Genomic DNA, 16,236 nt, shown 5'->3' with positions numbered 1-16,236 from the left:
TTCTAGTTTGACTCTATCCTGCCATGTTCCACATGAAACAATTTACCGTTATCGTCCAACATATCGGCGATTTGGCTTTCAGTGATAGAGCTTACAAATACTTGTGCGCCCGTCTCTTTTAAGCAGTCAGCAAGACGCTTGCGACGTTGGCTATCTAATTCCGACGCGAAGTCATCAATTAGGTAAATGCATTGTTTACCGGTCATCTCTGTCAGGTGTTGCCCTTGCGCGACACGCAATGCACACACCATGAGTTTTAATTGACCGCGTGACAGAACATCTTCAACGGGCGTTCCGTTCACTTTAATGCGCAAATCAGCTTTGTTTGGGCCACTAAAGGTGTATCCCAATGCCTGATCACGCTCAAAATTCTTTTCTAGTATCTCGTGGTATGGGGTGTCTTTATCCCAGCCACGATAATACTTCAATTGGATCTCAAATTCTGGCAAAAATGTCTGACAGATAGTTTCTGCGACGGTTTTCATCTGCTCGATGTAACTTGCTCGCCATTGGCTGATGTTTTCAGCCAACCCTGCCATTTCCTGATCCCAATAACTGAGCTCACGATAACTATTGGCGGTTTTCAACAGCGCGTTGCGTTGCTTGTTCAGGCGCTTGAACCTTCCCCATGCTTGATAAAAAGCGGGCTCGGTATGAAACACGCCCCAATCAATAAACGCGCGACGATGTTTAGGGCCATCTGTCAGTAAATCAAACCCTTCTGGGTGTATCAACTGCAGAGGCAGAACTTGTGCCAACTGCGCTAATTTTTGTCCAGATTGACCGCCTATTTTAACCTCTGTTGAGCCATCACGCTGCTTATTAATGCCGATAGGTAGCTCAAATTGATCCGAGTTCAAAAAACGACCATGAACAAACAGTTCGTCACACTCATTTTGTATCACTCGTCCGGTGAGAGAACTCTTGAATGAGCGGCCATGCCCGAGCAGGTAAACCGCTTCTAAGACACTGGTTTTACCGCTGCCGTTCGGCCCGATAAGAAAGTTAAAGCCTGCTGATAACTCAATATCACAGGCTTTAATGTTTCGAAACTGCTGAATGATGAGACGAGAAAGAGGCATTCAGTTGGCTTATAGACGAATTGGCATCACCACGTACATGGCACTGTCATCGTCGGCATTTTCAATCAATGCGCTAGCGTTAGCATCCGACATCGACACACGTACATTTTCACAACGCAACGTGTTCAGAACATCAAGCACATAGCTTACGTTAAAGCCGATTTCGATGGCGTCACCTTCAAAGGTCACATCTAGCATCTCTTCCGCTTCTTCTTGTTCTGGGTTATTCGCGGTTATGCGCATTTCAGTATCAGCCAGATTCACACGCACGCCACGGAATTTTTCGTTGGAAAGAATCGCAGCACGAGAGAAGGCTTGGCGCAACTCGTCACAACTTGCTATTAGGGTCTTATTGGTGCTCTGAGGCAATACGCGGCGGTAGTCAGGGAAACGACCATCAACCAACTTAGAGGTAAAAGTAAAGTTATTCACCTCAGCACGAACATTGGAGCTACCGATCTGAAGTACTACAGGTTGCTCTGGCGCGTCCATCAACTTCACTAGTTCTTGCACACCTTTGCGTGGCACGATGATTTGCTTCTGCGCAAAATCCGCACCCAGCTGAGTTTGCGATACCGCCATACGGTGGCCGTCCGTCGCCACGCTGCGTAGCGTGGTACCGTCAATTTCAAACAACATGCCGTTGAGGTAGTAACGAACGTCTTGATTCGCCATCGAGAACTGAGTTTTGTCGATCAGCGTACGTAGATCGGCTTGGCTCAGTGATACTTCCACTTCACTTTGCCAATCTTCAATATTAGGGAAATCGTTCGCAGGAAGCGTTGCCAATGAGAAACGGCTGCGACCAGAGCGAACTTGTACGCGATCACCTTCTAATACAAATGTGATGATCGCATCGTCCGGTAAACCACGGCAGATATCGAGAAACTTACGCGAAGGAACGGTAATGCTGCCCGCTTCAAAATCACCTTCTAGCGTCACTTTGCTTACTAACTCTACTTCAAGATCGGTTGCCGTCATCGACAATACGTTCTCTTCTACTTTAAGAAGTAGGTTACCCAGGATTGGCAGAGTTGGTCGGCCACCTAAAGCGCCCGAAACCTGCTGTAGCGGTTTGATTAAATGACTACGTTCAATGGTAAATTTCATGCTTGGCTCTTTACGCTGTCAGCTCAATAAATGATTTGCTTAGAATACCGTTATTCTAACCGATTACGAGGACAGGGTGCGAATCAAGTTAGAGTAATCTTCTTTAATATCGTGGCTCTCTTCACGCAGCTGCTCAATCTTGCGACACGCATGAAGTACGGTCGTATGATCGCGGCCCCCAAACGCATCGCCAATTTCAGGCAAGCTGTGGTTGGTTAGCTCTTTTGCTAACGCCATGGCCAGCTGACGAGGACGCGCTACAGAACGAGAGCGACGTTTGGACAGCAAGTCAGCCACTTTTATCTTGTAGTATTCCGCCACGGTCTTTTGAATGTTATCGATCGTCACCAGCTTCTCTTGTAGAGCAAGCAGATCGCGCAGCGCTTCACGAACAAAATCAATCGTAATTGGGCGGCCAGTAAAGTTCGCGTTAGCGATAACGCGGTTCAGTGCACCTTCTAGCTCACGAACGTTCGAACGCAGACGCTTGGCAATGAAGAATGCCACTTCATCAGCAAGGTGGATTTGGTGATCTTCGGCTTTTTTCATCAAGATCGCCACACGCGTTTCAAGCTCAGGCGGCTCGATCGCAACAGTAAGACCCCAACCAAAGCGAGATTTAAGACGATCTTCAACGCCATTAATCTCTTTAGGATAACGGTCAGACGTTAAGATGATCTGCTGGTTACCTTCCAATAGTGCGTTGAAGGTATGGAAGAATTCTTCTTGCGAACGTTCTTTATTAGCAAAGAATTGGATGTCATCGATAAGGAGTGCATCCACACTGCGGTAGTAGCGTTTGAATTCTTCAATCGCATTGTTTTGCAGCGCTTTCACCATGTCTTGTACAAAACGCTCTGAGTGCATGTAGACCACTTTCGCGTTCGGGTTGTTATCCACAATCGCGTTACCCACCGCATGCAATAAGTGGGTTTTACCCAAACCCGTGCCGCCGTATAGGAACAGCGGGTTGTAAGCTGCACCAGGGTTATCCGATACCTGACGCGCCGCAGCCAAACCCAGTTGGTTCGACTTACCTTCAACAAAGTTGTCGAACTTGTGTTTTGGATTCATGTTTGAGCGGTGATTGATCGCCGCAATCGCTTGAGCGTCGTCATCCCAGGTTTTGTGTACTGGCTTACGCGCCTGTAATTGCGCAGGTGCAGATGACTCCGCAGCCACATCTGCAGGCGTACGTGTCGGCGCTGGTTTTGGAGCAGAGACAGGTCGACTCCCCACTTCAAAGCGTAAGTTAGGAATGTCGCCACCACAGTATTCCTGTAGTAAACGAGTAATATTGTTCAGATACTTATCACGCACCCAGTCCAACACAAAGCGGTTTGGCGCGAATAGAGTGAGAGTATTGTCATTGAGCTCCGCTTGTAGCGGACGAACCCACATGCTGAATTCTGTAGCTGGTAGCTCTTCTTGAAGCTGCTGCAAACATTGCAGCCAAAGCGAAGATGACACGGTGCCCCCACTGAGTAATTGAATTATCGGAAAAGACTGGCAATTTTACCTGTTGATAACCAAGATCGCCAGCGATTGATCGACGATCCAGTGAATAAGATCCAAGTTATTCACAATTATTTCTGCAAACTTGATGAGATCAACACACCTTGCCCCAAATTTGCCCACACAACGATCCACAATTGGGCAAAATTCACAAGATCGAGTGATTGGTGATAAGTCTGTGTATTATTTTATTCCCAATGCTGATTTTGTCGATCATTTCCCCTGGTTCAGTTCGCATTTTCGTCACATTTAACATTCTTCTTCTATTATCTAATAACTCACAGGTCTAGGTTATTGCTCTTGGTTATTTATTTAATTGAGCTAACTAACAGTAGTATTTCCAACCATAAAATTATGGAGATGTATTATGAAAAACTGGATTAAGGTTGCCGTTGCAGCCATTGCACTGTCGGCAGCAACCGTACAAGCCGCTACTGAAGTCAAAGTTGGTATGTCAGGTCGCTACTTCCCGTTTACTTTTGTAAAGCAAGATAAGCTACAAGGCTTTGAAGTCGACATGTGGGATGAAATCGGCAAACGCAACGATTACAAAATCGAATACGTAACAGCCAACTTCTCTGGTTTATTTGGTCTGCTAGAAACCGGTCGCATCGATACGATCTCCAACCAAATCACCATGACTGATGAGCGTAAAGCCAAATACCTATTCGCAGACCCTTACGTTGTAGATGGCGCACAAATTACCGTGCGTAAAGGCAACGACAGCATCAAAGGTGTTGACGATCTCGCGGGTAAAACCGTTGCTGTGAACCTAGGATCTAACTTCGAGCAACTGCTTCGTCAGTACGACAAAGATGGCAAGATCAACATCAAAACGTACGACACTGGTATCGAACATGATGTGGCACTCGGTCGTGCAGATGCATTTGTAATGGATCGTCTTTCTGCATTAGAGCTGATTAAGAAAACCGGTCTTCCTCTGGAATTGGCGGGCGAACCGTTTGAGACCATTCAAAACGCATGGCCTTTCGTGGACAACGAGAAAGGTCGTAAGCTGCAAGAAGAAGTAAACAAAGCACTGGCTGAGATGCGCGCAGATGGTACAGTAGAGAAAATTTCCGTGAAGTGGTTTGGCGCTGACATCACGAAATAAGAACTCTTTGTACTTTAGGCCGCAAAGTGGTATCACTCTCGGACTAAAATAAACTTACGTAAAGGTGGAACTTGTTTTCCACCTTTTCTTTTCTCTAGCCTTTAGGTAAGCCGTATGGGATTTGACTTTAATTACATGTTGGAACTGCTGCCGATATTGCTGAAATATCTTGGCACTACCATGGAAATGGCGACGTGGGGATTGGTGTTTTCACTGATTTTATCCGTCATTTTAGCCAATATTCGCGTATTTAAACTGCCAGTTCTGGATCAATTAAGCCAACTGTACATCAGCTTCTTCCGTGGCACCCCACTCTTAGTTCAGCTTTTCTTGCTTTATTATGGCTTACCACAAATCTTCCCATTGATGGTGGGTATTGATGCCTTCTCAGCAGCGGTGATCGGTTTAACGCTGCACTTTGCCGCTTATATGGCGGAAAGTATTCGTGCCGCCATTATTGGTATTGATCGCAGCCAAATGGAAGCGAGCTTATCGGTCGGTATGACGACATCCCAAGCAATGCGCCGAGTGATTTTACCTCAAGCAACGCGTGTCGCACTGCCTTCATTGATGAACTATTTCATCGATATGATCAAGTCAACGTCTCTCGCTTTCACGCTTGGTGTGGCCGAAATCATGGCGAAAGCACAGATGGAAGCCTCATCAAGTTTCCGTTTCTTTGAAGCTTTCCTTGCGGTTGCTCTTATTTACTGGGGCGTGGTGGTGATTCTGACTCGCGTACAAATCTGGGCAGAAGCAAAACTGAATAAGGCGTACGTACGATGATTAAGTTAGAAAATATTCACAAACGTTTTGGTGAGACTGAAGTGCTGAAAGGCATCGACCTCGATATTAAGCAAGGTGAGATCATCGTGATTATCGGCTCAAGTGGCACGGGTAAATCAACCTTGCTGCGTACGGTGAACTTTCTAGAACAAGCAGATGAAGGTCGTATCACGATAGATGACATCTCCGTTGATACTCAAAAACACACTAAAGCCGAAGTATTAGCGCTGCGTCGTCGAACTGGCTTTGTGTTCCAAAACTATGCCCTGTTTGCCCACATGAATGCGCGCCAGAACATTGCCGAAGGTCTAGTGACCGTTCGAGGCTGGAAAAAAGCCGATGCTCTCAAACGAGCGCAACAAATTCTGGATGACATCGGCCTTGGGGATAAAGGCGATAGTTATCCAGCGGCATTGTCTGGCGGCCAACAACAACGTGTGGGTATCGGCCGAGCGATGGCGCTGCAACCAGAACTGCTGTTATTTGACGAACCAACTTCTGCGCTGGATCCTGAATGGGTCGGTGAAGTTCTCTCATTAATGAAGAAGTTAGCTAATCAGCATCAAACCATGCTGGTGGTGACGCACGAGATGCAATTCGCGAAAGAAGTCGCTGATAGAGTGATCTTCATGGCGGAAGGCAATATCGTAGAGCAAGGTTCTCCACAGGATATCTTCGATAATCCACAAGATCCTCGTTTGAAAAAATTCCTTAACCAAGTAGGAATAGAGTAACGATCAAGCATCAGGATCGATTGATCCTTGAGATTTTACTCACACTACGTATAATCGCCCGGCCGGAATTTCGTACTCATTGAGTCATTGACACATTATGTGAGTGTGATTACAATTCCGCCTCTTTGTTGAGAGGCGTCGGTTGTCCTTCTCTATATAAAGAGCTTCTTTATATAAGAAAGCAAATACCCACGCCGGGTTTAACAAGAACCTAAAACTACTGATCAGTAAAGGTAATTATCATGAAACGCACTTTTCAACCTACAGTTCTAAAGCGCAAGCGTACTCACGGCTTCCGTGCTCGCATGGCAACTAAGAACGGTCGTAAAGTTATCAACGCACGTCGTGCAAAAGGCCGTGCGCGCCTATCAAAATAATCGCTAGTTTATTTTGAACACGTACGCGTTTAATCGGGAGTTACGTTTGTTAACTCCCGAGCATTATCAAAACGTCTTCCAGCAAGCTCATCGAGCTGGCTCGCCTCATTTCACCATCATTGCTCGCAATAACAAACTTTCTCATCCACGATTAGGTTTAGCGGTTCCAAAAAAGCAAATCAAAACGGCTGTCGGTCGTAACCGATTTAAGCGTTTGGCTCGTGAAAGCTTTCGTAACAATCAACATCAGCTTCCAAACAAAGATTTTGTTGTGATTGCGAAGAAAAGCGCGCAAGATTTAAGCAATGAGGAAATTTTTAAGTTGTTTGATAAGCTATGGCAACGCCTGTCTCGCCCTTCACGTGGATAGCCATTGGGCTCGTTTATCTGTATCGCTGGTTTATCAGCCCTTTGATTGGTCCTCGTTGCCGGTTCACACCAACTTGTTCCACTTACGCGCTAGAAGCTTTGAGAGCTCACGGTTTTGTAAAAGGATGTTGGTTATCAGGCAAACGTCTATTAAAATGCCACCCTTTGAATGAAGGGGGGTATGACCCCGTTCCACCAGTCCAAAAACAAGACAGAGATAACTAACGATGGATTCTCAACGTAATATCCTGCTCATCGGTTTGGCCCTGGTTTCTTTTTTGCTGTTTCAACAATGGCAAGTTGCAAAGAATCCAGAACCTCAAGCAGTTGAACAGGCTCAATCAAGCAGCACTCTACCTGCACCATCTTTTGCTGATGAACTTGACCCAGTTCCTGGCCAACAGCAAGCTTCTGCAAAAACTATCACAGTAACGACTGATGTTTTAACTCTGTCGATCGACACCGTTGGTGGCGATGTGGTACATGCCAACCTTAACGAACACTCTGCTGAGTTAGATTCATCAGATTCTTTTGTTCTGCTTAAAGACGCTCAAGGTCACCAATTTATCGCTCAAAGCGGTCTAGTGGGTCCTCAAGGTATCGACTTGAGCAGCACAAATCGCCCTCACTACAACGTAAGTGCAGACAGCTTCACTCTAGCTGACGGTCAAGATGAACTTCGTGTTCCGATGACATTCACTGCAAACGGCATCGAATACACCAAAACTTACATCTTTAAACGCGGCAGCTACGCGCTTAATGTTGAATACGATGTAGTGAACAACTCAGGCAATAACGCAACATTTGGTATGTACGCTCACCTACGTCAAAACCTAATGGACGATGGTGGTAGCATCACAATGCCTACTTACCGTGGTGGCGCATACTCAACAGAAGATACGCGTTACAAGAAGTACAGCTTTGATGATATGCAGGATCGCAACCTGTCTCTAAACCTAGCCGATGGTCAAGGTTGGGCAGCAATGATTCAGCACTACTTTGCCGCAGCTTGGATCCCACGTAACGAACCAGGTACCAACCTATACACTCGTGTAATTGGCAACCTAGGCGACATCGGCGTTCGTATGCCGAACAAAACTATCGCAACAGGCGATCAGGCTAAATTTGAAGCAACACTTTGGGTTGGTCCAAAACTGCAAGATGAAATGGCAGAAGTGGCGCCTAACCTAGACCTAGTAGTGGACTACGGCTGGTTATGGTTCATTGCGAAGCCTCTTCATATGTTGCTTTCATTCATCCAGAGCTTTGTTGGTAACTGGGGTGTGGCAATCATCTGTCTGACCTTCATCGTTCGTGGTGCAATGTACCCACTAACAAAAGCGCAATACACGTCTATGGCGAAAATGCGTATGCTACAGCCTAAGCTGCAAGCAATGCGTGAGCGTATCGGTGATGACCGTCAGCGCATGAGCCAAGAAATGATGGAACTGTACAAGAAAGAGAAAGTGAACCCACTCGGTGGCTGTTTACCTCTTATCCTACAGATGCCTATCTTCATCGCACTATACTGGGCGCTAATGGAATCGGTAGAGCTTCGTCACTCACCATTCTTTGGTTGGATTCACGACTTGTCAGCGCAGGACCCTTACTACATCCTGCCGCTATTGATGGGTGCGTCTATGTTCCTAATCCAGAAGATGAGCCCGACAACAGTAACGGATCCAATGCAGCAGAAGATCATGACCTTTATGCCGGTTATGTTTACCTTCTTCTTCTTGTTCTTCCCATCAGGTCTCGTTCTGTACTGGTTGGTGTCGAACATCGTAACGCTTATCCAGCAAACTCTGATCTACAAAGGGTTAGAGAAAAAAGGCTTACACAGCAAGTAACCTTTTAGGAAATGATTGAGAAAGGCGGCCAAAAGGTCGCCTTTTTGTTTTTGGCTGATTACAATTCAGCTAACTAAAGTTATGGCTCAATTTGAGCCCAGCTCAAAAGGCAAAATTATGACTACAGATACGATTGTCGCTCAAGCGACCGCGCCTGGTCGTGGCGGTGTCGGTATTATTCGAGTATCAGGCCCTAAAGCCAACCAAGTGGCGTTAGAAGTCACGGGTAAGACACTAAAGCCCCGCTATGCAGAGTACCTGCCGTTTAAGTCAGAAGATGGCACTGTGCTTGATCAGGGCATCGCTCTGTACTTCCCTAACCCGCACTCATTTACAGGTGAAGACGTACTTGAGCTGCAAGGCCATGGCGGCCCCGTCGTGATGGATATGCTGATAAAACGCATTCTAGGTATTGATGGTATTCGAGCAGCTCGCCCTGGTGAGTTCTCTGAACGCGCGTTCCTGAACGATAAACTCGACCTCGCTCAAGCAGAAGCAATTGCAGACCTCATTGATGCAAGTTCTGAAGAAGCAGCAAAATCGGCGCTGCAATCCTTACAGGGCGCCTTTTCAGGGCGCATTAATACCTTAGTTGAGTCGCTGATTCATTTGCGTATCTATGTTGAGGCAGCCATCGACTTCCCAGAAGAAGAGATCGACTTTCTGGCCGACGGCAAAGTGGCTGGTGACCTACAAGCCATCATCGACAACCTAGATGCGGTGCGCAAAGAAGCCAACCAAGGCGCAATCATGCGTGAAGGGATGAAAGTCGTGATTGCTGGTCGTCCAAATGCGGGCAAATCAAGCCTACTGAACGCACTATCAGGCAAAGAGTCTGCAATCGTAACCGACATCGCAGGTACCACGCGTGACGTCCTGCGTGAGCATATCCACATTGATGGCATGCCACTGCACATCATTGATACGGCAGGTCTGCGTGATGCCTCCGACGAAGTCGAGAAAATCGGTATCGAGCGCGCGTGGGATGAAATAGCTCAAGCAGACCGCGTCTTGTTCATGGTGGATGGCACCACAACCGATGCCACCGATCCGAAAGATATCTGGCCAGACTTTGTAGATCGCCTACCTGACAATATCGGCATAACCGTGATCCGAAACAAAGCGGATCAAACGGGTGAAGAAATGGGGATCTGCCACGTCAATAACCCTACCCTCATCCGCTTGTCAGCGAAAACTGGTGCAGGAGTTGAAGCTCTGCGTGAACACCTCAAAGAATGCATGGGCTTCTCTGGCAACAGTGAGGGTGGCTTTATGGCTCGTCGCCGTCACCTCGATGCGTTGGAACGCGCCGCACAGCACCTTCAAATAGGCCAGGAACAGCTTGAAGGCTATATGGCTGGCGAGATACTGGCAGAAGAGCTGCGCATCACCCAGCAGCATCTCAACGAGATTACCGGCGAGTTCAGTTCTGACGACTTACTGGGCCGAATCTTCTCTTCATTCTGTATCGGGAAGTAAATAATCGAACGCGCGGTGCTGAGCTTAACTCACACCGCGTTTCTTTTTGTACGGCAAGCCATCCATGAGCTTTAGCCGTCGCATTCAATAAGGAAGAAGTATGATCCACATTATTACAGGCAGCACGCTAGGTGGCGCAGAATACGTAGGGGATCACCTGAGTGATCTACTCAACGAGAATGGATTTGAAACAACGATCCACAACCAACCGTCCCTCGATGAGATCGAAAATCAAGGAACGTGGTTGGTGATCACCTCAACCCATGGGGCTGGTGAGTACCCTGACAATATTCAACCTTTTATCGCGGCATTACAAAATACCCCGCCGAAAATGACCGACGTAAAGTTCGCAGTGATTGCGATTGGTGATTCAAGCTATGATACGTTCTGCGCCGCTGGTCAACACGCTTATGATTTACTAGAGGACATTGGCGCCACACCGCTCGCTGATTGTCTTAAGATTGATGTACTGAGCCATGCAGTACCCGAAGACGCCGCAGAGGCATGGTTAAAAGAGAATATCGAACGCTTTTAAGCTCCCCGCTTTCCCTTCAACAGAGTCGAAATTCGGCTCTGCTTTCCCCAATGTGAATAACTCCCGTCAAATTATTTTGTTTAACTGCTCAAAAACCAACCAAACGAACTGTGGATAACTACGATAAGATCCAGTGATTTTCCTTTAGTTATCCCAATAACAACTTTGATCAATTTTAACCCCTGTGTATAACTACCACTTTTGATCCCAGGTAATCCTCGATCTGATCCAATCATGATCACAAGATATGATCCAAAGAAGATCCATGATCTTGTTGATCATTTTTAGGTTATCCACAGAAATGGTCGATCCTAATAGTAGATCTAATAAAAGATCATATATATAGATCTTATATATATTTATCTTGAAGATTAAAACGGATAAAACGAGAAAACGTTTTTCTCTGTGGCATAAAGCAGGTAAAATACCGCTCCTTTATCTGTCCATTAAATCCCTTTGAATACCTGAGGTCAGTTCATGCTTTATCACGAAAACTTTGACGTCATTGTTGTCGGTGGCGGACACGCAGGAACGGAAGCCGCGCTCGCATCTGCACGCACAGGACAAAAAACGCTTCTCCTTACCCATAACATCGATACATTAGGCCAGATGTCTTGTAACCCGGCGATTGGTGGTATTGGTAAAGGTCACTTAGTAAAAGAAGTGGATGCTATGGGCGGTTTGATGGCTGAAGCCATCGACCATGCAGGTATTCAATTCCGTACGCTAAATGCCTCCAAAGGTCCTGCAGTTCGAGCGACTCGAGCTCAAGCGGATCGTGCTCTGTACAAAGCGTACGTCCGTAACGCATTAGAAAATGGACCTAACTTAACGCTGTTCCAGCAGTCAGTGGATGATCTGATTGTTGAGCAAGACCGCGCGGTTGGCGTGGTGACTCAAATGGGACTTCGCTTCCATGCGAAAGCCGTCGTACTAACGGTAGGTACGTTCCTTGGTGGTAAGATCCACATTGGCATGGAGAGCTCTTCAGGCGGACGTGCAGGGGATCCACCGTCGATCGCATTAGCGGATCGATTACGTGAGCTGCCATTCCGTGTGGATCGTTTAAAAACGGGTACCCCACCGCGCATTGATGCTCGCACTGTTGATTTTTCAGTGCTTGAAGCTCAGCACGGTGATAACCCTACCCCTGTATTTTCATTCATGGGTAAACGCGAACAACACCCGCGTCAGATCCCATGTTTTATTACGCACACCAATGAGCAAACGCACGACGTGATCCGTAGCAACTTGGATCGCAGTCCGATGTACGCGGGTGTGATTGAAGGCATTGGTCCGCGTTACTGCCCGTCGATTGAAGACAAAGTTATGCGTTTTGCGGATAAAAATAGCCACCAAATCTTCATTGAGCCAGAAGGTTTAACGACGCACGAGCTATACCCTAACGGTATCTCGACTAGCTTGCCATTTGATGTGCAAGTACAAATCGTTCGCTCAATGAAAGGCTTTGAAAATGCGCATATCGTTCGTCCTGGTTATGCGATTGAATACGATTTCTTCGATCCACGTGATTTGAAGCAAACGTACGAAACCAAGTTTATTCATGGTCTGTTCTTTGCTGGTCAGATTAATGGTACGACTGGTTACGAAGAAGCCGCAGCGCAAGGCTTGATGGCGGGTCTAAACGCAAGCTTGTACAGCCAAGACAAAGAAGGCTGGAGCCCACGACGTGACCAAGCTTATATGGGCGTATTGATTGATGATTTATCGACCATGGGTACGAAAGAACCGTACCGCATGTTCACTTCTCGTGCGGAATACCGCTTGTTGCTACGTGAAGATAACGCCGATTTACGTTTAACGGAAAAAGCACGCGAGTTAGGCTTGATTGACGATGTTCGTTGGGCTCGCTTTAACGAGAAAATCAATAACATGGAAACGGAACGTCAGCGTTTGAAATCAACGTGGATGAATCCGAAATCAGAAGGCGTTGATGAGCTGAACAAGCTGCTGAAAACCCCAATGGCACGTGAAGCGAGTGGTGAGGATCTTCTGCGTCGTCCAGAGATCACTTATTCGCAACTGACGCAACTTGAAGCGTTTGCTCCTGCACTTGAAGATCAGCAAGCGGCGGAGCAAGTTGAAATTCAAGTAAAATACGATGGTTACATCAAGCGTCAGCAGGAAGAGATCGAAAAATCATTGCGTCACGAAAATACCAAGTTACCTGCTGATTTGGATTACCGCGATGTAAAAGGTTTATCAAACGAAGTCGTTGCTAAATTGAGTGAGGCCAAACCAGAGAGCATCGGTATTGCATCGCGCATTTCTGGTATTACGCCTGCAGCAATCTCTATTCTTCTTGTTCACTTGAAAAAGCATGGTTTGCTGAAGAAAGGTGAGGAAGAATAAAATGAGCGCATTGCGAACAAAACTGGACTCACTGATCGCGAAAACCGATTTAGAAGTGTCAGAGCAACAAAGAGAGCAATTGGTCGGTTACGTCGAACTGCTCGACAAGTGGAACAAAGCGTACAACTTAACGTCGGTGCGCGATCCGCTTGATATGTTAGTGAAACATATTCTTGATAGCATCGTGGTGAGCGCACACCTGCCCGGTGAGCGCTTTATTGATGTTGGTACTGGTCCGGGCTTACCGGGCATACCTTTGGCAATCATGAACCCTGAGAAGACCTTCTTCTTGCTCGACAGTCTTGGCAAACGCATCCGTTTTATCAAGCAAGTCGTGCACACATTAGGGCTGAAAAACGTGACACCAATTCAAAGTCGCGTCGAAGAATTCCAACCTGAAGAAAAATTTGATGGCGTTTTGAGTCGAGCTTTTGCTTCAATGACAGACATGGTGGAATGGTGCCACCATTTGCCGAAACAAGAGCATGGGGTGTTTCTAGCGCTGAAAGGACAGCACCCTAAAGATGAAATGGATCAGCTTCCTGAATGGTGCAGTGTGACAGAGATCATATCTTTAGCTGTTCCTGAGTTGGAAGGTGATCGTCATCTAGTAATCTTATCGCGCAAGGAAAATTAGCGAGGTAATCGTGGGTAAAATTGTAGCAATCGCCAACCAGAAAGGTGGGGTCGGCAAAACAACAACGTGCATTAACTTAGCGGCTTCGATGGCGGCAACAAAGCGCAAGGTTTTGGTGATCGATCTCGACCCGCAAGGCAATGCTACGATGGCCAGTGGCGTGGATAAGTATATGGTCGATGCCACCGCATACGATCTTTTGGTCGAAGATACACCGTTCGATCAAGTCGTATGTACCCAAACTACAGGGAAGTATGATTTGATCGCGGCGAACGGTGACGTAACCGCGGCAGAGATCAAATTGATGGAAGTGTTCGCTCGCGAAGTGCGTTTAAAAAATGCATTGTCGTCAGTTCGCGATAACTATGATTTCATCTTTATTGATTGTCCTCCTTCTCTAAACCTTCTTACAATCAATGCGATGGCGGCAGCTGATTCTGTGCTGGTGCCGATGCAATGTGAATACTTTGCGTTAGAAGGTTTAACTGCTCTTATGGACACAATCAGCAAGTTAGCGGCTGTGGTTAATGAAAACCTCAAAATCGAAGGTTTACTGCGTACTATGTACGACCCGCGCAACCGCCTATCGAATGAAGTGTCCGATCAACTTAAAAAACACTTTGGCAATAAAGTTTACCGTACCGTCATTCCGCGTAATGTGCGTTTGGCTGAAGCGCCAAGTCACGGTAAACCAGCGATGTACTACGATAAGTACTCTGCAGGGGCCAAAGCGTATCTTGCTCTAGCGGGCGAAATGCTCCGCCGCGAAGAAATCCCAGTTTAACTCTAACCTAAGGAATTCAATCCCATGTCTAAGCGTGGTCTCGGAAAAGGACTGGATGCGTTATTGTCGACCAGTTCGTTTGCTCGTGAAAAACAGCATATTGCATCGCATAGCCAAGAATTATCGGCAGACGGTGAGTTAACCGACTTAGCGATTGGTCAATTGCAACCGGGCGTATACCAACCGCGTAAAGATATGGCGCCTGAAGCGCTAGAAGAATTAGCGGCTTCGATTCAGTCACAAGGCATTATTCAGCCAATTGTGGTTCGCCAGGTTGAAAACGGCCAGTTTGAGATCATCGCAGGTGAGCGCCGCTGGCGTGCGGCAAGGCAGGCTGGTTTAAAACGCGTGCCGTGTTTGGTGAAGAAAGTCGAAGATCGCGCGGCGATTGCCATGGCGTTGATTGAGAACATTCAACGTGAAGACTTGAATGTGATTGAAGAAGCACAAGCGCTTGAGCGCTTACAAGACGAATTTACGCTTACGCATCAACAAGTCGCAGAAGTGATTGGTAAGTCGAGAACGACGGTCAGTAACTTGTTACGTTTAAACCAGCTTGAGTCCGATGTGAAAAGCTTGGTTGCGGATAAATTGCTAGAAATGGGTCATGCGCGAGCGCTATTGGCCTTGCAGGGTGAACAGCAGGTTGAGGTTGCTCAACAAGTCGCGAAAAAGCAAATGACTGTTCGTCAAACCGAACAGTTAGTAAAAAAGTGCTTAGCCCCACAAAATGAGCAAAAAGGGCAACAAGAAGATACCGAAGCTGAGCAAATGTCGCATAAATTGAGTCAGCTGCTTGATGCAAAAGTTTCTCTGACCCGTTCTGCAAACGGAAAAGCGAAATTGACGATAAGTCTTGATGAGCCTCACAAATTGGACCAACTAATTGCCAAGCTTGAGGCCTAGATGAGATAATTGATTTAGGTCAATTAATCTAATTAATCGAATTTTGTGCGAAAGTTGTCGTTTTGTAAACAAAACTGTAAGTTTTTGATGCAATCGAATTGCTTTACGTTGAACTGAACGTATAATTTTCGCCAATTTCCCAGCACAGAGAGTTTAGTGCGAAGTGGATATTACTAGAGGTACGAATACATGGTAGCTGCGTTAGCTAGACCAGGACGAGAGCTCGCAAGGCAATTGTTAATGATCCAGTCTGGCGCGGTTATTTTTGTGGCAGCAGGAATGGCGGTAGCCATAAATCCTGACTGGGGATTTTCAGCGCTGATTGGCGGAGGCATTTTTGTTGTTGCCAATGCAGTATTCGCGCTGTGTGCTTTCATGTTTAGTGGGGCTCGCGCTGCCAAGCGCATCGCGGCTTCCTTCTATACGGGTGAAGTACTGAAAATTCTCATCACGGTTGCACTGTTCTATGTTGCCTACATGTATATGCAGGTGGAACTTGTTCCCCTCAAACTAACCTATTTGCTGGTACTAGGTATTAATATCTGTGCACCAGTGCTATTCATTAACAACAAAAAATAGGATGAG

17 protein-coding genes are annotated in these 16,236 nt (G+C 46.6%); 14 read left to right on the top strand and 3 right to left on the bottom strand.

The features are described 5' to 3' along the window. Positions 1 to 2: 2 nt before the first annotated feature. The 3 genes from recF to dnaA form a co-directional block, all read right to left on the bottom strand. A complete protein-coding gene (recF, locus tag NB463_RS12860) occupies positions 3 to 1,082 on the bottom strand; it encodes a DNA replication/repair protein RecF (protein ID WP_005394107.1) in 1,080 nt (359 codons plus the stop codon). A gap of 9 nt (positions 1,083 to 1,091) precedes the next feature. Further along, positions 1,092 to 2,192, bottom strand: coding sequence for a DNA polymerase III subunit beta (gene dnaN, locus NB463_RS12855; protein WP_005394106.1), 1,101 nt, complete (start codon positions 2,190 to 2,192; stop codon positions 1,092 to 1,094). A 63-nt stretch (positions 2,193 to 2,255) separates the two neighbouring features. Further along, a complete protein-coding gene (gene dnaA, locus NB463_RS12850) occupies positions 2,256 to 3,662 on the bottom strand; it encodes a chromosomal replication initiator protein DnaA (protein WP_005378835.1) in 1,407 nt (468 codons plus the stop codon). A gap of 412 nt (positions 3,663 to 4,074) precedes the next feature. Here dnaA and NB463_RS12845 point away from each other — a divergent pair, with 412 nt between their 5' ends. The 14 genes from NB463_RS12845 (at position 4,075) to NB463_RS12780 (ending at position 16,230) form a co-directional block, all read left to right on the top strand. Beyond that, positions 4,075 to 4,821, top strand: coding sequence for an amino acid ABC transporter substrate-binding protein (locus NB463_RS12845; RefSeq protein ID WP_005378831.1), 747 nt, complete (start codon positions 4,075 to 4,077; stop codon positions 4,819 to 4,821). Positions 4,822 to 4,935: 114 nt separating this feature from the next. Then, the gene (locus tag NB463_RS12840) at positions 4,936 to 5,607 is read left to right on the top strand and encodes an amino acid ABC transporter permease (protein WP_005378829.1); all 672 of its coding nucleotides are present in this window, start codon (positions 4,936 to 4,938) and stop codon (positions 5,605 to 5,607) included. Further along, positions 5,604 to 6,341: an amino acid ABC transporter ATP-binding protein gene (locus NB463_RS12835; RefSeq protein WP_005378827.1), complete on the top strand. Its 738-nt coding sequence runs from the start codon at positions 5,604 to 5,606 to the stop codon at positions 6,339 to 6,341. Before NB463_RS12840 ends, NB463_RS12835 begins: the two co-directional genes overlap by 4 nt. 242 nt (positions 6,342 to 6,583) lie before the next feature. After that, positions 6,584 to 6,718, top strand: coding sequence for a 50S ribosomal protein L34 (gene rpmH, locus NB463_RS12830; protein WP_005378825.1), 135 nt, complete (start codon positions 6,584 to 6,586; stop codon positions 6,716 to 6,718). Positions 6,719 to 6,764: 46 nt separating this feature from the next. After that, positions 6,765 to 7,088 (top strand): ribonuclease P protein component, encoded by a 324-nt coding sequence (gene rnpA / locus NB463_RS12825; protein ID WP_005394102.1) that lies wholly within the window; start codon positions 6,765 to 6,767, stop codon positions 7,086 to 7,088. Then, positions 7,055 to 7,312 carry a membrane protein insertion efficiency factor YidD gene (yidD, locus tag NB463_RS12820; protein ID WP_005378822.1) on the top strand — a complete coding sequence of 86 codons (258 nt, stop codon included), beginning with the start codon at positions 7,055 to 7,057 and terminating at the stop codon, positions 7,310 to 7,312. Before rnpA ends, yidD begins: the two co-directional genes overlap by 34 nt. Before the next feature lie 2 nt (positions 7,313 to 7,314). Beyond that, the gene (yidC, locus tag NB463_RS12815; protein WP_258431333.1) at positions 7,315 to 8,937 is read left to right on the top strand and encodes a membrane protein insertase YidC; all 1,623 of its coding nucleotides are present in this window, start codon (positions 7,315 to 7,317) and stop codon (positions 8,935 to 8,937) included. A gap of 117 nt (positions 8,938 to 9,054) precedes the next feature. Further along, on the top strand, positions 9,055 to 10,416 hold the full coding sequence (gene mnmE / locus NB463_RS12810) for a tRNA uridine-5-carboxymethylaminomethyl(34) synthesis GTPase MnmE (protein ID WP_012841264.1): 1,362 nt from the start codon (positions 9,055 to 9,057) through the stop codon (positions 10,414 to 10,416). A gap of 100 nt (positions 10,417 to 10,516) precedes the next feature. Continuing rightward, on the top strand, positions 10,517 to 10,951 hold the full coding sequence (gene mioC, locus NB463_RS12805) for an FMN-binding protein MioC (protein WP_005394096.1): 435 nt from the start codon (positions 10,517 to 10,519) through the stop codon (positions 10,949 to 10,951). Positions 10,952 to 11,428: 477 nt separating this feature from the next. Beyond that, complete coding sequence (gene mnmG / locus NB463_RS12800) at positions 11,429 to 13,324, top strand: tRNA uridine-5-carboxymethylaminomethyl(34) synthesis enzyme MnmG (protein ID WP_258431332.1); 1,896 nt, start codon at positions 11,429 to 11,431, stop codon at positions 13,322 to 13,324. A 1-nt stretch (position 13,325) separates the two neighbouring features. Beyond that, on the top strand, positions 13,326 to 13,961 hold the full coding sequence (gene rsmG / locus NB463_RS12795; protein WP_005378902.1) for a 16S rRNA (guanine(527)-N(7))-methyltransferase RsmG: 636 nt from the start codon (positions 13,326 to 13,328) through the stop codon (positions 13,959 to 13,961). Between the two features lie 10 nt (positions 13,962 to 13,971). Next, positions 13,972 to 14,745 carry a ParA family protein gene (locus tag NB463_RS12790; RefSeq protein WP_005383838.1) on the top strand — a complete coding sequence of 258 codons (774 nt, stop codon included), beginning with the start codon at positions 13,972 to 13,974 and terminating at the stop codon, positions 14,743 to 14,745. Positions 14,746 to 14,769: 24 nt separating this feature from the next. Then, positions 14,770 to 15,651, top strand: coding sequence for a ParB/RepB/Spo0J family partition protein (locus NB463_RS12785; RefSeq protein WP_005394090.1), 882 nt, complete (start codon positions 14,770 to 14,772; stop codon positions 15,649 to 15,651). Positions 15,652 to 15,840: 189 nt separating this feature from the next. After that, complete coding sequence (locus NB463_RS12780) at positions 15,841 to 16,230, top strand: F0F1 ATP synthase subunit I (protein WP_005378921.1); 390 nt, start codon at positions 15,841 to 15,843, stop codon at positions 16,228 to 16,230. The last annotated feature ends 6 nt before the right edge of the window (positions 16,231 to 16,236 follow it).

Origin of the sequence: Vibrio sp. RM-41-2B, from assembly GCF_024744415.1 — a bacterium.
In the GTDB taxonomy this organism is placed as follows: Bacteria; Pseudomonadota; Gammaproteobacteria; order Enterobacterales; family Vibrionaceae; genus Vibrio; species Vibrio diabolicus.
Note: the sequence above shows the minus strand (reverse complement) of the source record. Positions and strands in the feature narration are given on the sequence as shown.